Below are 18,180 nucleotides of genomic sequence, written 5' to 3'. Positions count from 1 at the left end.
GCGCTCAGCTTACACTTAGACGAGTAAGGTTCTCTATATTGACCATTGCTGGTTAATCGTCAAGGCCGTCATTCAATACCCCTTCAGCGGACGCCTGCCTGTGGCCATGGTCACCGAACTTCACCCACTCAGGTTAAACGACGTCGATGACGCGGATCCCTCTGTGTTTCGCCATCTTTATGCACTCCGCCGTATCTTCTCCGCCAGGAAAAGCCAGCAGTACGTCAGGGCGGCTATCTTCCAGCATAAACAAATTGCGCCTTGTCTCTGCATATTTTCCGTGCAGCGCCCAGTTTGCCGGGTAGCGGATCACGTGAACGTCGATCCCGCGCGCCCAGTTTTCTATCGCGCCGCCCAGCGCCTGGTGCCCTCCGTGAATCAAAACGTTAATCGTCTGTGTACGGGCATAGAGATCCAGCACATGGGTGATGGTATGGGTGTCGGCATAAAACCGACCCGAGCAGATTAACACTCGCATTTTTTGTACCTTAACGTTGCTTGCCTTGAAAAGGATCTCGTCCGCGCGCTGGCGGTTATTGTTTTTTAAACATCCGGCGGCGTTTCAATAAACCGCAGCGAGGTATCGCCCAGGCGGTCAATGACCGGGTAGGCGACGGCGGCGATATGGTGATGCACGCGGCGGTAGTCCCGTAGCACCCGCTGGAAAATGTCGCCGGATTCCGCCCAGGCATTCTTGTCCTCCCGCAGTTTTTTGAAGTGCTCGCGGCTGGCGGAGGCCTCCAGCTGGCGGATGGTTTCTTTGCGCTGCACCAGCTGGTGGGCAGCAGACAAGTCTTCACGCAGGAATGCCGCTATTCCTAAGTTCAGGCTGGTGAGGATCTCCGCATGCAGCAGGCGAATATGGTGTAATTCAAAGTCGTTAAACTGCTCTCCCCGGCGTGCGCGGCGCGTGGCCAGCTGGGTCAGATTGCTGGAGAGAATGTCGCCCGCGTGCTCAACATTGATGATGAACATCAGGATCTCCTGGGCACGATCGGCATCCGCATCATTCAGCCCGTCCTGACCAATGTCGGCGAGGTAGGCGCGAACCGCCGCGCTGAGCAGATCGACCGACTGCTCCAGCTGGCGGATGTCATCGGCAGCCTGTTTTTCCTGGGTCACAAACAGCACCAGCAGTCGGTCCAGCATGATGGTTAGCATGTCGGCGGCGCGCAGCGATTCGCGAACCGAATTGGACAGGCCGATATAAGCCACTTCCAGACCCGCATCGTCGAGATACATCGGCATACCCGGGTCGCCTACGCGCTCTTCTTCCGGAAACAGTCGCTCCAGGAAGCGAGCCATTGGCACGTTCAGGCCGATAAATAGCAGCGCGAGCGCCACGCTAAAGGCGGTATGAAACCACACCACCAGCTGCGGCGTGTTCAGCCCGGATTTACGGGCGATCGCCATCAGCAACGGCAGAAGCAGTAACGCCAGCGCGCAGCCGGACAGGCGGACCATCAGGTTGCCAACCGGCAGGCGGCGGGCCACCGCGGACCCGGCGTTTAACACCGGCGGTAACGCGCCGCCGATGTTGGCGCCAAGCACCAGCACCAGGGCCGTAGACGGGGTCAGCGTGCCGGTACCGGCGAGGGAGGCGATCAGCAAAATCATCGCCACGCTGGAGTGGCACAGGAGCGTCAGGAGCGCCGCCACCAGCAGGGCAATGAAAATATCGCCCTGTAGCCCCTGCATCATGGCATGAAACACCGGCGTGACCTCAATGTCCTGCAGCGTGCCACCCAGTAAATGCAGCGCCAGCAGCATCAGGCCGAGGCCAATCAGGGCGCAGCCCACGCTTTCAAAGCTGGAATGGTCGCGTAGCTTGAAAACCACAAACCCGGCCAGCAGAAGCAGCGGAATGGCGATTTCCATGTTAAAGCTCATCAGCTGGACCACCAGCGTGGAGCCGATGTTGGCGCCGAGCATCACCGCAAGTGCGGGGGCAAGGCTTAGCGTACCTGCGGCGGTAAATGACGTCGCCATCATACTGACCGCCGTGCTGCTTTGCAGAATGCCGGTAATGCCAATGCCGGAGAGCAGGGCGGTCCAGCGGTTAGTGAGGTGGCGTCCCATCCAGTTGCGCAGCGGCGTGCCGAAGCCGCGCTGTAGCGCCGTTGAAATCATATGGCTGCCCCAGAGCAGCAATGCGATGGCGCCAGCCAGGTGAATTAACAGAGTGGTTCCGGACATCATGAATTCCCCCTCTACAGGGCGGGTAGTGAAATAAAACGCAGTAACCTGATCGAAAAACGATGTATGGCGCTGGCGAGGTTCAGTAATGCTTTAGTGTGTTGATAGTTAATCTTCCCTCCGGCGTACCATGCCAGGGCACGGACGCGAAGGGTGCGGGTTATTTTCATTAAAAATAAGACAATCAACGCGATGGTCTTATTTTTAATCAGGAAAATGATGGAATGTCGCTTTTCCATAATGCTTCCAGCCTGTGTGGCCTGCCTGAAAGGTGCCGCCGAAGCGGCACGTGAATCACCGTCTTTAACGCAGAATTAGTGCCACTGCCTGAAGCGACGGATGTAGAACGTTTTCATGCCCTGCGCCACGCAGCAGTAGGCGAGCAGGGTGCCGACCAGCCACGGGAAGTACTGCCACGGCAGCGCCTGCAGCCCAACCAACGGCCCGAGCGGAGAGAACGGCACGTAAATTCCAATAGCCATAATCAGACCGGTCATCATCAGTACCGGCCAGGCGGCGGTGCTCTGAATGAACGGAATTTTCTGGGTACGCAGCATGTGCACCACCAGCGTCTGCGACAGCAGGCCTTCAACGAACCAGCCGGACTGGAACAGGGTCTGCATGTGTTCGCTGTTAGCGCTGAACACAAACCACATCAGCGCAAAGGTCGTCATGTCAAAAATGGACGAGGTCGGGCCAATCCAGACCATAAAGCGGCCGATGTTTCTTGCATCCCACTTGCGCGGTTTGCTCAGGAACTCTTTGTCCGTTTTGTCCCACGGCAGCGCGAGCTGGGAGATGTCGTACATCAGGTTTTGCAGCAGCAACTGGATCGCGAGCATCGGCAGGAACGGAATGAACGCGCTGGCCACCAGTACCGAGAACACGTTGCCGAAGTTGGAGCTGGCGGTCATGTTCAGGTATTTCATAATGTTGCCAAAGGTCTCGCGGCCTTTGATAACGCCTTCTTCCAGCACCATCAGGCTCTTTTCCAGCAAGATGATGTCGGCCGATTCCTTGGCGATATCGGTGCCACTGTCGACCGAGATACCCACGTCGGCATCGCGCAGAGCAGGGGCATCGTTAATGCCGTCACCGAGAAAGCCCACCGTATGACCGTTGGCCTGCAGCGCCTTCAGCACGCGTGATTTCTGCAGCGGCGTTAGCTTGGCGAACACCGTGCGCTCTTCCACCAACTGCTGCAGGGCCGTGTCGCTCAACGCCTCAATCTGCGGGCCGAGTACCGGTTCGCCTGGCTCCAGTCCCACCTGGCGGCAAATCCGCGTAGTGACAATCGCGTTATCGCCGGTCAGCACTTTGACTGCGACGCCAATATCCATCAGGGCAGCAATCGCCGGACCCGCGCTCTCCTTAGGTGGATCGAGGAAGGTGAGGAAGCCGCGGATAATCAGATCGTGCTCATCAGCGGTGCTGTACAGTCTTTTCGCTTCGGCTTTCGGAATGTCGCGCGTAGCGACCACCAGAACGCGGAAGCCGTCTTTGTTGTAGTCGTTCGCCATCGCCAGCATGGCGTCACGGCGCTGATCGTCGAGGGGGATAACCTTGCCATTCTCTTCCATGTGGGTGGCGATGCTCAGCATCTCCTCCACGGCGCCTTTGCACACCAGCAGATGATTGCTCTGGCTGTCTTTCACCACAATCGACAGGCGACGGCGCACGAAGTCGAACGGCATCTCATCGACTTTGCTGTACCCCTGAGGTTGCACAAAGCCCGACTCATTTTCAGAGAAGTAAATGACCGCCTGATCCATCAGGTTTTTGATGCCGCTTTGATAGTGGCTGTTGAGCCAGGCCAGCGCCAGCACGGACTGATTTTTCTGACCGTGCGTGTCGACGTGGTGCTCAAGGATGATCTTATCCTGCGTCAGGGTGCCGGTTTTGTCGGTGCACAGCACGTCCATCGCGCCCAGGTTCTGAATCGCGTTAAGGCGCTTAACCACGACTTTACGCTTCGCCATAGCCACCGCGCCTTTGGCGAGGTTGGCGCTGACGATCATTGGCAGCATTTCTGGCGTCAGACCTACGGCGACGGCCAGAGCAAACAGCAGGGCATCCCACCATTCGCCCTTCATCAGGCCGTTAATCAGGAACACTACCGGCACCATCACTAGCATAAAGCGGATCAACAGCCAGCTGACGCTGTTCACCCCGCGGTCAAACGCCGTTTGCGCCCGGGTGCCGACAATCGCTTTTGCCAGTGAGCCAAAGTAAGTCCTCGGCCCGGTCGCCACCACGACCGCCTGAGCGGTGCCGCTGACAACGTTGGTCCCCATGAAGCAGATGTTAGGCATATCCAACAGATTTTCGTTATCAACCGCCTTGTCGTGCGCGGATTTCTGCGCCACGTCGCCGAGGGTGTCGTACTTCTCAATCGGCAGCGCTTCGCCGGTCAGGACGGCCTGACTGATAAACAGGTCGCGTGATTCGATCAAACGGACGTCGGCCGGGATCATGTCGCCCGCATAGAGCTGCACGATATCGCCCACCACCAGCTCGCGCATCGGGATTTCACGTGGCGTTCCTTTTTGCCCGGCGTGTTCGCGACGAACGACCGTCGCGGTGGTGCGAACCATCGCTTTCAGCGCTTCGGCCGATTTGGCCGAGCGGTGTTCCTGCCAGAAGCGCACCAGTCCGCTGAGGGCAACCATGGTGCCGATGATTATCACCGTCGTCAGGTCGCCGTCTTCGCCATGGCTGGTGGGCAGCCAGTAGTCGGTGAAGAAGCTGATCCCGGCGAGAATGGCGAGCACATAAATAAACGGGTTGTTAAACGCCATCAGCAGCTGGATCAGCGCGTGCGGTGGCTTGTCATGAGTCACTTCGTTCAGGCCATCCCGCTCCAGCCGGGCATTTGCCTGGGCTTCCTGCAGCCCTTCCCGGGTAGTGTTGAGGTTAACCAGGGTTTCTGCGATACCGTTTTGGGCTTCCTGGGCGGCACGCATAGACAGCGTGCTTTTTTTATTTCGGTTCTTGATTTGTACAGTCATGGTGCTGCTCCTGTCGCCGGGCGGCAGCAGGCTTTTTACGGTAAGACCCGGATTAAGGGCGGCCGAAAATAGCCCGATGTCGCATCAGCGATCGGTTTTAATTAATTTCGCACAGGGCTTCCCGCTGTTTATTATTAAAAATAAACAGGCGTGAAGTTTATATTTTGTTTTATTTGGACGTGATTATTCCTGCCGATGTACAAGTATGAATACATCAGTGAATAAACAGGTACCAGCAGTGACTTAACTCAGCGTGACGCACGAAAACGGGCTGCGGCATAGCGCGCAGACACGGCCTACGGCGTAACGGCTGAATCAGGCGACGAAGGGGCGACTTTGTGGGTCTTCGCTATCAGAGAAGCGGCAACGACGCTCCAGCTGGCCGGTGACAGGACTGACGCGCCAGTTAGTAATGCGTTGATTCAACTCGATGATTTTCGAAGAGAATATAGAACTTTGCTGTTTTTTACGCGCAGACGACACCCGATTGCGGGGCGGCCGGACACGCAGCGTTGATGTCATGGTTTTGACACCAGGAAAAAGGGTAGATTTGAAGTTCATAACACACCTCGGGACCGTGAAAACTCTGGTCGAGGTGGGACAACACGAGAGCATCAGGCTCCGGCGAGACACACCAAAACGAAGAAGTGATCACAATCGATTTTATGTTTACTTGTCCGAATAACCGTTAAGGCCATATTCGGACCGCTACTAAATTCAGTATCCATTAGTCTCTTATGTCAGATTAGGAAAGGCCACAACTTAGGCCCATGAAATCTACCCATAGCCAATGTTATTGTCAACCCATTCATATCAATTTAAATCTTCGTTTATATTTTGTGTAGAAACATCAAATCGTAGATTTAATCATTGGTGTTTTTCGGACGGTCGTAAAAAGGAAAAATAGCGGTCAGTGCGTTCAATTGTGGACCACCCTCGGCGCTGCGTCAGATAACGCGCTTTATCCCTGCACCGCAGCCGGAAAAACCGCCGCCAGCCATTCAATAAAGACGCGGAGCCGGGGCGGCACGTGCCGGTGCCGGGCATAGACGACGTGAAAGGGATAGGGGGCCGGGCGCCAGGCGCTAAGGATCTCCACCAGCTTGCCACTTGCCAGCGCGGGTTTTAGCGAATAGGTAAAGGTTTGCACAATGCCTAAGCCCGCCTCGCCGGCGGCAATATGCGCGTTGCTCTCATTGATGCCGAGATGGGGCTCTGTCTTGAGCTCGGTACTGACGCCGTGACGCGTAAAGCGAAACGGAAACGCTCTGCCGCTGGCCGGCGACAGATAGCTGATGAGCTGGTGGCCATGATGGAGTTCATCCGGCGAGGCGGGCGTGCCGCAGCGCTGAAGATAGCCAGGGGTGGCGCAGGTGACCAGCGTCGCCTCGCCGATTTTACGGGCGATCAGCGTCGAGTCATCCATCGGCCCGCCGCGGATGGCGCAGTCAATATTGCCGCTGATGAGGTCCGCGGGTTTATCGGCCACCTGCAAATCGATACGGATATCCGGCCAGGCGGTCATAAAGTCCGCCAGCAGCGGGATCAGCACATCGCACGCGGTCGACCCACCGATGGCGATCCGTAGATGGCCCTTCGGCTTATTGTGGGCGGTATTGAAGGAGGCGTCGATCTCTTCCAGGTCTTCCAGCAGGCAGCGAGCTTTTTCATAGTACTCCCGTCCTTCCGGCGTCACGGTAATACGCCGGGTGGTGCGCTGCAGGAGGGAAACCCCCAGGTGCGCTTCCAGTTACTTGATGGTTTTGCTGAGCGTGGCGTTGGGCATATCCAGCGAGTCCGCGGCGCGGGTAAAGCTGCCGGCTTCGACAACGCGGGTGAAGGCTTTGAGGGCTGAAAATCGGTCCATTATTCGCAGTATCCTGGTTAGCGGGCGTCCATTATCCACGGAGGGGAAAAGTGTTTTTCAGATTAGGCCATTTTTCCGCCTCTTTGAGGCGATTACAGTGCTTTCCATACCCGGCGGGGCGCTTTTGCGAGCCTGGCCTGTTTATACTCTAACCAAGGAAATGCACCATGAGCAAAAAACTTGCGGATAAAGTGGCGTTAGTGACCGGCGGCAGCACCGGGATTGGCCTGGCGTCGGCGAAAGCGCTGGCGGAGCAGGGCGCGAAGGTGTATATCACCGGCCGCCGACAGGAGGAGCTGGATGCGGCGGTAAGATTCATCGGGCCCGCCGCCCGCGGGATCCGCGCCGACGCCGCCGTGTTAAGCGACCTTGACGCGGTATTTGCGACCATTGCCGACGAGTCCGGCCGCCTGGATGTGCTGTTCGCCAATGCTGGCGGCGGGGATATGCTGCCGCTCAGCGCCATCACCGAGGCGCACGTCGAGCGGATTTTCGCCACCAACGTGCGCGGGGTGGTGTTCACCGTCCAGAAGGCGCTGCCGCTGCTCACCGACGGCGCCTCGGTGATTTTGACCGGCTCTACGGCGGCGGTCAAAGGGACGGCGAACTTCAGCATCTATAGCGCCAGTAAAGCGGCGGTACGCAGCCTGGCGCGTTCCTGGGCGCTGGAGGTGAACGATCGCGGGATCCGCATCAATGTCGTCAGCCCGGGGCCGGTGCGTACCCCGGGTCTGGGAGGACTGGTCGCGGAGGCGGACCGTCAGGGCTTGTTCGACGCCCTGGCCGCCAGCGTACCGCTCGGGCGGCTGGGCGAGCCGGAGGAGATTGGCAGGACGGTGGTATTTTTAGCGTCTGACGAGTCGAGCTTTATTAACGCCGCAGAGATCTATGTCGACGGCGGAATGGCGCAAATCTAAGCACAGTCTGTCGCCAGGCGAGCCGCCCCGGCGGATACCGGGGGGCTCGTGGTTATGGCGATCGCTTACTCACCGCTCGGGTGGGCAGCTTATTGCGCGCCCAGCTGTTTCATCAGCGTCAGGTTATCTTCAATATGCCAGTTGGCGGCAATTTTACCGCCGCTGATCTGATAGATATCGGTGGCGATAAAATCGATATTTTGTCCCTTACCCTTCCGGGTGCCGAAGGTCCCGGTAAAGTGGCCATGAAAATGTAAGTGTGAGACCACCCGGTCACCGGCCACAATCATTTGTTCGACATCACAGCGTAAATCCGGCACCGCCTGACGAAACGCTCTGGAGGCGAGGATCGCGCCTTCCGGCCCTTGTCGGCGCCCTTCCGGGGGCGTTTTATCGATAAAATTCCCCGCCAGCGCCGCCCGGGCCAGCGCTTCATCACCGGTATTCCAGAACGTGGCGTATTGCCTGGCGACATATTCATTGGCGACGCGTGTGGCAGGGGGAAGGCCGTTGTCAACGATGAGCTGGGCTGGCTTCAGCAAACCCTGCGGGGCTGAAAACGCGGAGCCGGATATCCCGGCAAGCAGCAGCGCTGTGGCGCAGCGCCGCAGCGTGATGCCGCGTCTGGCCTGCGTACAGACAACAGCGAAACTACGGCTGGCAGGTAACATTTTGCGGGTCATTTTCACTCTTTATGCTCCGTATAGAAGGGATAGTCGGTATAGCCCACCTCTGTCCCGCCAAACAGCGTGGCGGGATCGCTGACGGTCGCCAGCGGCCAGCGGTGCTGAAGCCGCTGCGGCAGGTCAGGATTAGCAATAAACGGGCGGCCGAAAGCCACCAGATCGGCGAGACCGGCGGTGAGGATACGTTCCGCCTTTTGCTGATCGTAATTGCCGGCCACGATCAGGGTGCCGCTGAAGGTCGCGCGCAGCGTGTCACGAAAGTGCTGGGGAACGGCTGGCGCATCGTCCCAGTCCGCCTCCGCCAGGTGGATAAAGGCGATACCTTGCTGTTCGCACCAGGCCGCCAGGGCAAGGATGGCGTCGATCACTTGCGGGTCGTTCATCCCGCGCTGGGTAATGTAGGGGGAAAGGCGGATGCCCGTCCGCTCGCGGCCAATAACGTCGCCGATGGCGGTCAGCACCTCCTGGGCAAAACGGATCCGGTTGCTCAGGCTACCGCCGTACTCATCAGTACGCTGGTTGGCGGTACGCCGCAGGAACTGGTCGATCAGATAGCCATTGCCGCCGTGCACTTCCACACCGTCAAACCCCGCCGCTATCGCATTGCGCGCCGCCTGACGGTAATCGGCGACAATACGCTGAATATCCGATCGGGAGAGCGCCCGCGGCGGTGGGCAGTCCACCATCTGGCCCCGGCCTTGCTCATCCACCACCCAGACCTGGGCGTCCGGCGCCAGCGCCGACGGGGCCACGGGGTGCCCATCCGCATGAAAACGAGCGTGCGACATCCGGCCCACGTGCCAGAGCTGAGAAAAAATAACGCCGCCAGCCTGGTGAACGGCCCCGGTCGTCAGTTGCCAGCCGGCAATCTGCTCAGCGGAATGCAGGCCAGGCGTCCAGGAGTATCCCTGTCCCTCAGGAGAGATTTGCGTCGCCTCCGTGACGATCAATCCGGCGCTGGCGCGCTGGCGGTAATATTCCGCCATCAGCGCGGAGGGGATATTTCCGGGCTGCAGGGCGCGCGCCCGGGTCATGGGAGCCATGACGATGCGGTTTTTCAACGTCAGCGTGCCGATGCGGTAACGATCGAAAAGTGAGAGGCTGTTCATACGGGTGTCCCTTGCGAGTGGAATGAAAATCACTTTACAGTCGGGATCTGAATTTGATAATTAGGCTAAAATCAGATTCACTTTTCAGGAAATACGAAAAATGGGCAAGCTGGAAGATATGGCGCTGCTGGTGGCTGTCGCCGAGGCGGGGGGACTCTCCGCCGCCGGCAGACGGTTATCGCTCTCACCGGCCACCATGACGGCCCGCCTGAAGGCGATGGAGGAGCGCTACCAGACCCGTCTGTTCCATCGTTCCACGCGCGCTATCACCCTGACCAGGGCGGGGGAAGATTTTTATCATGCCGCGCGGCGCGTACTGGAGGAGGCCCGTCACGCCGAATCGTTGCTGACGCAAAAGGAAGGGGTGCTGAGCGGCAATATTCGTCTTTCCGCCCCCTCCGACTTTGGCCGACAGTATCTTAGCCCGGCCATCGTCGACTTTTCCCGCCGTCACCCGGAGGTCACGTTTTCCGTGTTCTTAGGGGAGCGCGTGGAGGATCTGGTCGCCAACCGGCTGGATATGAGCATTCGCGTCGGTAACCTGCCAGACAGTAGTTTGGCGATCCGCCATATCCGCCCCAACCACCGGGTGCTGGTGGCTTCGGAGGCTTATCTTGCTACCCACGGAACGCCTGCCTCCCTCGACGAGTTGCACCATCACCGCTGTCTGGCGCTGGAGCGGCACGGTGTGGTGATGAATGAATGGCGCTTCGAGGAGGCGGGAAAGGAGCGCGTGGTGCGGGTGACGCCGGCGATGGTCTGCGACGATGGGGCACTGCTGCGGCAGTGGGCGCTCAGCGGGGCGGGGATCGCCGGTAAATCATGGTGGGATGTGAAGAGGGATGTCGAGGAGGGACGGCTTCAGGTGCTGTTTGCCGAGCGCTTCACCGGATTCAGCCCCTTAGACCGCAAGGAGGTTGGGCTGCAGTTTGTCTTTCCCCAGCGAAAGCTGCAGCCGCCGCAGGTGTCGGCGTTTATGGCGTTTTTTATCGACTGGCTGGGAGAGTCATCCCCCTCCAGCGCGAGGCGAAGGTGAGCAGAACATGACCTCAGCGCATCTGGCTGAGGATGATACGATCGAAAAGACGGTCGCCCAGCCAGACACGCATCCGGATAAGCAATTTGGCATACTTACCGACGGCATAACGGGGGCGTGGATTTGAGGCCTTCACCGCGACCAGGACTACCTCGGCGATCGTCTGCGGGTCGCTGCCGGTGCCATGGCCGTACGTTTTTTGGATCGACAGGGCGACCCCTCTTACCAACTGACCATACGGTCCTGTGGCCGAACGTTTGACAATACTTTCACTGGCCGCATCGCCGAAGCCGGTTTCAATCACTCCAGGTTCGATGATAACCACCTTGATGCCGAAGTCGGCAACTTCCAGCCGCAGGCAGTCTGACCACCCCTCAAGTGCATGTTTGGTGGCGTGGTACCATGCGCCGAGGACGCTATACATCTTCCCGCCCATGGAAGAGATATTGACAATATATCCGCGACGGCGGGCGCGCATCGCGGGAAGCAGTAGTTGCGTGAGATGCGCCGCGCCGAAGAGATTGACCTCAAACTGGTAGCGAGCCTCATCGATACCGATCTCTTCGACCGGGCCATACAGGCCAAAACCGGCATTATTGACCAGTACATCGACCCCTCCGGTCTGAGACAGAATGGTGTTCACGACCGCCAACCGATCGTCCTGTCGTGAGAGATCCATCTGCAGGCATTGGGCCCCTAGCGAAGCCAGATCGTCCATTTTCCCGAGCTGCCGGGCAGCAACGTAAACCTGGTAACCCTCCTGGATAAGACGACGGGCAATGGCTTTCCCCATCCCTGACGATGCGCCGGTGACCAGCGCGGTTTTCTTTTCCTGAATAAACATAAGCACCTCGGCAAGTAGACTGCGCTGAGTGTGCCTGCTGTCAGGCGCGGTGTCGCTGGCACGGTACGCCACAATACTGGCAAAGCGCGCCATGACGCGCGCTTAGTTGAGGCGCATCATGTCTCTGAGGGTTTCTGGCGTCTGGCCGGTCCACGCCATAAAAGCCCGATAGAAGGAATTCGGATCTTCAAAACCGAGCAGAAAGGCGATCTCATAACCGGAAAGCGTGGTATTGAGAAGATAGTGGCGAGCCAGCGCTTCGCGACAAGCGTGAACAAGGGCGCGATAATTCTCTCCCTCCTGCTCCAGCCTGCGCTGCAGGGTGCGTTTGCTCATTCCCAGACGTTGCGCCGTATTGTCGATAGAGGCGTCGTTGCCCGGCAGAAGCTCCAGCAGGACTGCATGAACACGTTCAGCCGTTGAGGCCTGATCGCTAAGCTGGCTGAGACGACGCTGCAGCTCCGGCTCAAAGACCTGCCACATACCCTCGTTCACCGTCAAAAAGGGCCGCAGGGCATCAGCGGCGGCAAAGCTGATGGTCGCCCGCTTTCCACGCTGTATGGTCGTGCCGAAGAAGGCTGAAAAGTGGTGGGTCTGCTGGCGGGTGAGGGGCTGTGAGAGCGTTACTTTCACGGCCTGAACCGGTTCGCGGGTGGCCAGTCGGTTCAGACGAAGTAAAAATGCCAGCTCTGCCACTTCCAGAGAGGCAGGGATTTCTGTTGCTCCCAGCCAGCGCGGAGACACTGTCAGCGTGCCGTTCTGCACGACCGTCGTCTCCAGCGCCATGGGGGCAATAAGCAGTTTATACTTGGCCAGCCGCTGGACCGCCTGCATCATGTGGGTACTACACAAGGCGGCGAACAGCGGGGGATCAAACACTTCCGCAGAGACCCTTTCTACAAAGGGCAAAGGAAAGGCCTGATCGTCGCTTTCTTTTTCCAGCACGCGCCAGAAACGCAGATACTCATCGGTAGTCAGACCGCGATTGATGTCTGAAAAGGTGTCGTCCGGCAAACCGGCCTGGCGGAGGAGATGTTCAGGCTCCATCCCTGCGTCTTTGAGCAGCGCTCGCCAACGGAGATTGAGAGAAAAAGTGCGGTTGCGTGCCATGGTGAAATTTCCAGCAGTGAACAGGGCTTTGATGTGCAACGCCCCCTGATAAGAGCATACCTTTTCCCACCCGCCAGTGACATTCCTCTTGCGCCATATTTGAAGTAAAGCACGCCAGCAATGAGAAGGGGGAACGGATGTGACCCGCGGGGTCGTTAGCCACCTATAGAGTCTTGATCTCAAATATGATTAGATAGCTTTCACTTAAAACCAGTAAGTAGCTGCCATGAATCTCAGGGAAAAAATCATTAATGAATTCGGCGGGTTGTCGCCCGAGCTGCAACGCGCCGCCGAGTTCTCACTGCAAAATGCCAGCCAACTGGTGGTGTTATCGATGCGTGCCTTCGCGGCGGAAGCCGGGGTAAAACCGGCGACGCTGCTGCGTCTGGCGCAGCGGCTGGGTTACCGAGGCTGGAGCGAGCTGAAAAGCGATTTCATTGACGACCTGGGGCTGCGCAATGATACGTACGTATCAAAAGCGGAAAAAATGATGGCCCGCGGCACGCAAACGCAGCTGTATAAAGAGGTTTTTCAGGCGCATCAGGCGAATCTGACCTTTACGCAAAACGAAAATGCGCAGGAGATGGAGCAGGCGGTGACCTTGCTCGATAGCGCGGAGAATGTCTATATCTGCGGATTCCGCGCCAGCTTTCCAATCGCGTGGTCGCTGTTTTATGTCTATCGACTGTTCAACCGGCAGGTATCGTTAATCGATGGCCTGGCCAGCAATATCGAAGTTTTCACCCGCGAACTGACCAACCGGGATTGCGTCTTACTCACCAGCTTTGCGCCCTATTCACGCGAATCACTGGATGTTTTACGGGCAGCCCGGCAGGCAGGGGCGAAGATCCTCGCCATTACCGACTCGCCGGTTTCCCCCTTAGCGCAGGCGGCAGACTGCACGCTGCTGTTTTCCATCGACAGTCCGTCATTTTTCCCTTCCGTGGTCTCCGGCATGGGGCTGGCGGAGTGTTTACTGGCGATGCTGGTGGTGCGCCACGGCCGGGAGGCGGTGAGTAAAATTGAAAGTGCCGAACGCTATCTTATCGATTCTGGCGTCTATGTGATCCCCGGTAAATCCTGATAAATGATTCAAATGTATCTGGTATAAGAATTATGGATGCATTTATATCTTTATTTCGTTGACGTGATCCAAATGGATCCTGCAAGATACGCTCAATTAATGTAGCGGATTCAGGAGCAGAACCCAGTATGAGTCATGTCATTCACCGCAGCCTGCGTAGCACGCCGATCGTGGCCTCACGTGCCCAGGGGGCCTATATCTTTGATGCCCAGGGAAAGCCGTATCTTGATGCCTGCGGCGGGGCGGCGGTTTCCTGCCTCGGACACGCACACCCTGATGTGCTGGCGGCGATGCACCGCCAGATCGATCAGCTGGCCTATGCGCATACCAGTTTTTTTACCAGTGATGTCGTGGAACAGCTGGCCGAACATCTCACCCGCACGGCGCCCGGCGAGCTTAACTATGCCTACTTTGTCTCGGGCGGATCCGAAGCAATAGAGACGGCGCTGAAGATGGCGCGGCAGTACTTTGTGGAGATCGGCCAGCCATCGCGCACCCGATTTATCGCCCGTAAACAGAGCTATCACGGCAATACGCTGGGCGCGCTGGCGGTGGGCGGTAACGAATGGCGCCGTCGCCAGTTTGCCCCCTTATTAATGGATGTTATCCGCGTCTCAGCCTGCAATGAGTACCGCGATCGCCGGGCTGACGAGACCCAGCAACAGTATACCGAACGTCTGCTTAATGAGCTGGAGCAAGCCATCCTTGAGGCCGGCCCGGAAACGATTATCGGTTTCTGTGCGGAAACGGTGGTGGGGGCGACGACGGGGGCCACGCCGCCGACGCCGGGCTATCTGAAGGGGGTGCGCCGCCTGTGCGATAAATACGGCATCCTGTATATCGCCGATGAGGTGATGTGCGGTATGGGGCGTACCGGGACGCTGCACGCGTTTGAACAAGACGACGTGGTGCCTGATTTAGTAACCATCGCCAAGGGACTCGGCGGGGGTTATCAGCCGATTGGGGCGGTACTGGCGAGTGAGACCATTGTTTCCGCGCTGAAGGCGGGCAGCGGGTTGTTCCAGCATGGCCACACTTACATTTGTCATGCTACCGCCGCGTCGGCAGCGCTGGCGGTGCAGCAGGTGATTGCGCGCGATAATTTACTGGCTGCCGTCAAACAGCAGGGCGCCTATCTGCAACAGGCCCTGCGCGAGGTGTTGGGTGAGTTACCGCATGTCGGCGATACGCGCGGACGCGGCCTGTTTGCCGGCGTCGAGCTGGTGCGCGATAAAGACAACAAAACCCCGTTCGATCCTGCCCTGAAGCTGCATGCTGCGATCAAAGCAAATTGTATGGCGCGTGGGTTGATGGTCTACCCCATGGGCGGCACGATCGATGGTCAGTATGGCGATCACATCCTGATCGCGCCGCCGTTTATCATCACCCCGGCGCAGATCGACTTTGTGGTCGATACGCTGAACAGCGTGATCCGCGAAGAGACGGGAAAATTATGATCAATCGTTTACCGCCCCTGGCGGAACAGGAATGGGACGAGCAGCAACGTCAGTTAGCGGAAGAGATCATCAATGGGCCGCGCGGCGCCTTACTGCCGCCTTTTGAGCCGCTGTTACGTAGTCCCGAGCTGATGGCGCATGCCCAGCGTATGGGGGAGTATTTACGTTATCGCAGCGCGCTGGGTCAGCGTCTTTCTGAACTGGCGATTTTGCTGACAGCACGGCACTGGTCACAGCCGGTAGAGTGGGCGATCCATGCGCCAATAGCACGTGAGAAGGGCATCTCTGCCGCGGCGGTGCGGGCGATTAAGCAACGGCGCCCGCCAGACGATCTCCGGCCCGATGAGCAGGTGATCTATGACTTCTGTCAGCAACTGCATCAGCAGCAAAAGGTGAGTGATAGCACCTGGCAACAAGCCGTTGATTTATGGGGTGAGAAGGGCGTGGTGGATCTGATTGGGATAAACGGTTATTACAGTTTTCTCTCCATGGTGATGAACAGCGCCCAGACGCCCGTACCGGATACCACCGACTCTCTATTTTCTGAATAAGTTAGCCTTTTCATTCGGGCGCATAATAATGCGCCCTGCATATAAAGTGTTGTTATTGGTTCTTCCGGCGATATATATCGCAGGCTGATATTCATTGCATGCCATTTCATTGACGCTGAGGGTAATTATGACTGGACTATTTAATAAATTAAAACTGACGCTGGCTTTGGTTATTTGTTCTGCCAGTTTTGTGACAGCAGCCCAGGACAAAATAACAGTGGGCGTGGATACCGCTTTTGTCCCTTTTGAATTTAAACAAGGTGATAAATATGTCGGCTTTGATATCGATTTGTGGGACGCTATCGCAAAGAAAATGCATATCAGCTACGAATTAAGGCCGATGGATTTCGGCGGCCTCATCCCCGGGCTGCAGTCGCGTAATCTGGACGTGGCGATGGCCGGCATAACCATTACCGATGCGCGTAAACAGGTCGTGGATTTCAGTGATGGGTATTATAATGCCGACCTGTTAATAGCCGTGAAAAGTACTGATAATTCCATTGCCAAATTCAGTGATTTGACCGGGAAAAAAGTTGGCCTTAAGCAGGGGACGGCGGCGGCCAGCTTTATGAAAAGCAAATATAAAGCGAATTATATCGAGTTTCCGAATATCGATAACGCCTACCTTGATCTGCAGGCCGGCAATCTCGATGCCGTCGTTCACGATTCGCCAAATGTCCTTTACTATGTGAAGACGGCGGGTAATGGCAAGGTCAAATCCACCGGTGAGACGGACAGCATTCTGCCACAGCAATATGGCTTTGCGATGCAGAAAAACAGCAGCCTGACGCCAAAAGTGAACCAGGCTCTGCAGGCCCTGCGTGCCGATGGCACCTACGACAAGATTTACGTTAAGTGGTTTGCTAAACAGCCGAAATAACCCTGCCAGGTCGGAGCGATCCGACCTCATTTCTTCTTGACGGGTAGAATGATGAATTTTGACAGTCGCTATATTTGGGATGCTTTACCGCTGCTGATGCAGGGCTTGCAGCTGACGCTGATTATCTCTTTGTCCGGTTTGTTAGGTGGGTTAATCATTGGCTTGCTGGCGGGAACCTGCCGCGCATTAGGCGGAACAATATCAAAAACGGTATCGCTGGTGTTTGTGGAATTAATCCGTGGAACGCCGATCATGGTGCAGGTGATGTTTATCTACTTCGCCCTGCCGATGGTGTTGCCAGTGCGTATTGACCCGGTTCCTGCCGCAATTATTACCATTGTGATTAACTCCGGCGCTTATATAGCGGAGATCACCCGGGGCGCGATTCTGTCGATCAATAAAGGTTTTAAAGAAGCCAGCCTGGCGATGGGGTTATCGCCACGCAGCACCCTATTACATGTCATTATGCCGCTGGCTTTTCGGCGAATGATCCCGGCATTAGGCAATCAGTGGATTATCAGTATAAAAGATACCTCGCTCTTTATTGTGATTGGCGTGGCAGAATTAACCCGCCAGGGACAAGAGATTATTGCCGGTAACTTTCGGGCGCTGGAGGTGTGGACGGCGGTGGCGATGATTTATCTGTTTTTGACATTGTGCCTGAGCTTCCTGCTGAAACAACTTGAGAAAAGGATCCATATTTTATGAGCATGGTTGAATTTAGCGCGGTGGCGAAAAACTTCGGCGCCACTCAGGTGCTGCACGATATCAATTTAAAGATTGAAGCGGGCGAGGTGGTGGTGATCATTGGCCCGTCCGGCTCGGGAAAATCGACCCTGTTGCGCTGCATTAACAAGCTGGAGGAGATCTCTTCGGGAACGCTGCTGGTGGCGGGCATGCATATTACGGATCCGCACGCGAATGAGTGTGATATTCGCCGCGAAGCCGGTATGGTGTTTCAACAGTTTCATTTGTTCCCGCATCTGACCGCCCTTGAGAATGTCATGTTCGGTCCGGTTCGCGTGCGTAAGCAGAGTAAGGCCGCGGCGCGGGAGCAGGCGCTGGCGTTGCTGGACCGCGTGGGTCTGCGTGAACGCGCCAACCACTATCCGGCAGAGCTCTCGGGGGGGCAGCAGCAACGCGTGGCGATAGCTCGTGCCCTGGCGGTAAAACCCAAAATGATGTTATTTGATGAGCCAACATCCGCTCTCGATCCCGAACTGCGGCATGAGGTGTTAAAGGTCATGCGCTCGCTGGCCGAAGAGGGCATGACGATGGTGATTGTGACCCATGAGATTGGCTTTGCCAGAGAGGTGGCTTCCCGGTTGATCTTTATTGATGGCGGCACCATTGCCGAAGATGGTTCACCTGAGGTGCTGCTCACTGCCAGCAGCAATCCGCGTCTGCAAGAGTTTTTGCAACACGTATCCTGAAC

Annotated in this window: 17 protein-coding genes and 1 pseudogene; 8 read left to right on the top strand and 10 right to left on the bottom strand. The window is 57.2% G+C overall.

Going from position 1 to position 18,180, the window contains the following annotated elements; all coding sequences use genetic code 11:
• Positions 1 to 133 precede the first annotated feature (133 nt).
• The 6 genes and pseudogenes from HMPREF3096_RS24800 to HMPREF3096_RS24780 form a co-directional block, all read right to left on the bottom strand.
• A complete protein-coding gene (locus HMPREF3096_RS24800; protein WP_022065847.1) occupies positions 134 to 478 on the bottom strand; it encodes an SLOG family protein in 345 nt (114 codons plus the stop codon).
• 65 nt (positions 479 to 543) lie between these two features.
• On the bottom strand, positions 544 to 2,196 hold the full coding sequence (locus HMPREF3096_RS24795; protein ID WP_032730982.1) for a Na/Pi cotransporter family protein: 1,653 nt from the start codon (positions 2,194 to 2,196) through the stop codon (positions 544 to 546).
• 14 nt (positions 2,197 to 2,210) lie between these two features.
• Positions 2,211 to 2,435 (bottom strand): hypothetical protein, encoded by a 225-nt coding sequence (locus tag HMPREF3096_RS24790; protein ID WP_012542117.1) that lies wholly within the window; start codon positions 2,433 to 2,435, stop codon positions 2,211 to 2,213.
• Between the two features lie 75 nt (positions 2,436 to 2,510).
• The gene (gene mgtA, locus HMPREF3096_RS24785; RefSeq protein ID WP_012542116.1) at positions 2,511 to 5,204 is read right to left on the bottom strand and encodes a magnesium-translocating P-type ATPase; all 2,694 of its coding nucleotides are present in this window, start codon (positions 5,202 to 5,204) and stop codon (positions 2,511 to 2,513) included.
• Between the two features lie 315 nt (positions 5,205 to 5,519).
• Positions 5,520 to 5,765, bottom strand: coding sequence for a hypothetical protein (locus HMPREF3096_RS29945; protein ID WP_072023571.1), 246 nt, complete (start codon positions 5,763 to 5,765; stop codon positions 5,520 to 5,522).
• A gap of 400 nt (positions 5,766 to 6,165) precedes the next feature.
• A pseudogene (locus HMPREF3096_RS24780) lies at positions 6,166 to 7,071 on the bottom strand (LysR family transcriptional regulator).
• Between the two features lie 167 nt (positions 7,072 to 7,238).
• Here HMPREF3096_RS24780 and HMPREF3096_RS24775 point away from each other — a divergent pair.
• Positions 7,239 to 7,988 carry an SDR family oxidoreductase gene (locus HMPREF3096_RS24775; protein ID WP_012542112.1) on the top strand — a complete coding sequence of 250 codons (750 nt, stop codon included), beginning with the start codon at positions 7,239 to 7,241 and terminating at the stop codon, positions 7,986 to 7,988.
• Positions 7,989 to 8,077: 89 nt separating this feature from the next.
• On the opposite strand, the gene HMPREF3096_RS24770 is transcribed toward HMPREF3096_RS24775, so the two are convergent.
• Together HMPREF3096_RS24770 and HMPREF3096_RS24765 are read right to left on the bottom strand one after the other, a co-directional pair.
• Complete coding sequence (locus HMPREF3096_RS24770; RefSeq protein ID WP_016160724.1) at positions 8,078 to 8,671, bottom strand: ester cyclase; 594 nt, start codon at positions 8,669 to 8,671, stop codon at positions 8,078 to 8,080.
• Positions 8,672 to 8,673: 2 nt separating this feature from the next.
• Positions 8,674 to 9,783: an alkene reductase gene (locus tag HMPREF3096_RS24765; RefSeq protein WP_032730089.1), complete on the bottom strand. Its 1,110-nt coding sequence runs from the start codon at positions 9,781 to 9,783 to the stop codon at positions 8,674 to 8,676.
• Between the two features lie 100 nt (positions 9,784 to 9,883).
• Between HMPREF3096_RS24765 and HMPREF3096_RS24760 the strand changes: the two genes are divergently transcribed.
• Complete coding sequence (locus tag HMPREF3096_RS24760) at positions 9,884 to 10,819, top strand: LysR family transcriptional regulator (protein WP_012542109.1); 936 nt, start codon at positions 9,884 to 9,886, stop codon at positions 10,817 to 10,819.
• A 13-nt stretch (positions 10,820 to 10,832) separates the two neighbouring features.
• Here HMPREF3096_RS24760 and HMPREF3096_RS24755 read toward each other — a convergent pair whose 3' ends face one another.
• Both HMPREF3096_RS24755 and HMPREF3096_RS24750 read right to left on the bottom strand, forming a co-directional pair.
• The gene (locus HMPREF3096_RS24755; protein ID WP_022065497.1) at positions 10,833 to 11,663 is read right to left on the bottom strand and encodes an oxidoreductase; all 831 of its coding nucleotides are present in this window, start codon (positions 11,661 to 11,663) and stop codon (positions 10,833 to 10,835) included.
• A gap of 102 nt (positions 11,664 to 11,765) precedes the next feature.
• Positions 11,766 to 12,773, bottom strand: a complete 1,008-nt coding sequence (locus HMPREF3096_RS24750; protein ID WP_016160728.1) for an AraC family transcriptional regulator — start codon at positions 12,771 to 12,773, stop codon at positions 11,766 to 11,768.
• A 226-nt stretch (positions 12,774 to 12,999) separates the two neighbouring features.
• Between HMPREF3096_RS24750 and HMPREF3096_RS24745 the strand changes: the two genes are divergently transcribed.
• The 6 genes from HMPREF3096_RS24745 to glnQ all read left to right on the top strand — a co-directional run bounded on the left by HMPREF3096_RS24745 (position 13,000) and on the right by glnQ (position 18,178).
• Complete coding sequence (locus tag HMPREF3096_RS24745; protein ID WP_008807647.1) at positions 13,000 to 13,857, top strand: MurR/RpiR family transcriptional regulator; 858 nt, start codon at positions 13,000 to 13,002, stop codon at positions 13,855 to 13,857.
• 128 nt (positions 13,858 to 13,985) lie between these two features.
• Positions 13,986 to 15,314, top strand: coding sequence for an aspartate aminotransferase family protein (locus HMPREF3096_RS24740; protein ID WP_016160729.1), 1,329 nt, complete (start codon positions 13,986 to 13,988; stop codon positions 15,312 to 15,314).
• Positions 15,311 to 15,865 carry a carboxymuconolactone decarboxylase family protein gene (locus HMPREF3096_RS24735; RefSeq protein WP_023297420.1) on the top strand — a complete coding sequence of 185 codons (555 nt, stop codon included), beginning with the start codon at positions 15,311 to 15,313 and terminating at the stop codon, positions 15,863 to 15,865. The genes HMPREF3096_RS24740 and HMPREF3096_RS24735 overlap by 4 nt, the downstream gene beginning before the upstream one ends.
• A 127-nt stretch (positions 15,866 to 15,992) precedes the next feature.
• Positions 15,993 to 16,745 carry a glutamine ABC transporter substrate-binding protein GlnH gene (gene glnH, locus HMPREF3096_RS24730; protein ID WP_008807644.1) on the top strand — a complete coding sequence of 251 codons (753 nt, stop codon included), beginning with the start codon at positions 15,993 to 15,995 and terminating at the stop codon, positions 16,743 to 16,745.
• Positions 16,746 to 16,796: 51 nt separating this feature from the next.
• A complete protein-coding gene (gene glnP, locus HMPREF3096_RS24725; RefSeq protein ID WP_012542106.1) occupies positions 16,797 to 17,453 on the top strand; it encodes a glutamine ABC transporter permease GlnP in 657 nt (218 codons plus the stop codon).
• Between the two features lie 2 nt (positions 17,454 to 17,455).
• Positions 17,456 to 18,178 (top strand): glutamine ABC transporter ATP-binding protein GlnQ, encoded by a 723-nt coding sequence (gene glnQ, locus HMPREF3096_RS24720; RefSeq protein ID WP_012542105.1) that lies wholly within the window; start codon positions 17,456 to 17,458, stop codon positions 18,176 to 18,178.
• The last annotated feature ends 2 nt before the right edge of the window (positions 18,179 to 18,180 follow it).

Source organism: Klebsiella sp. HMSC25G12 (assembly GCF_001807705.1).
In the GTDB taxonomy this organism is placed as follows: domain Bacteria; phylum Pseudomonadota; class Gammaproteobacteria; order Enterobacterales; family Enterobacteriaceae; genus Klebsiella; species Klebsiella variicola.
Note: the sequence above shows the minus strand (reverse complement) of the source record. Positions and strands in the feature narration are given on the sequence as shown.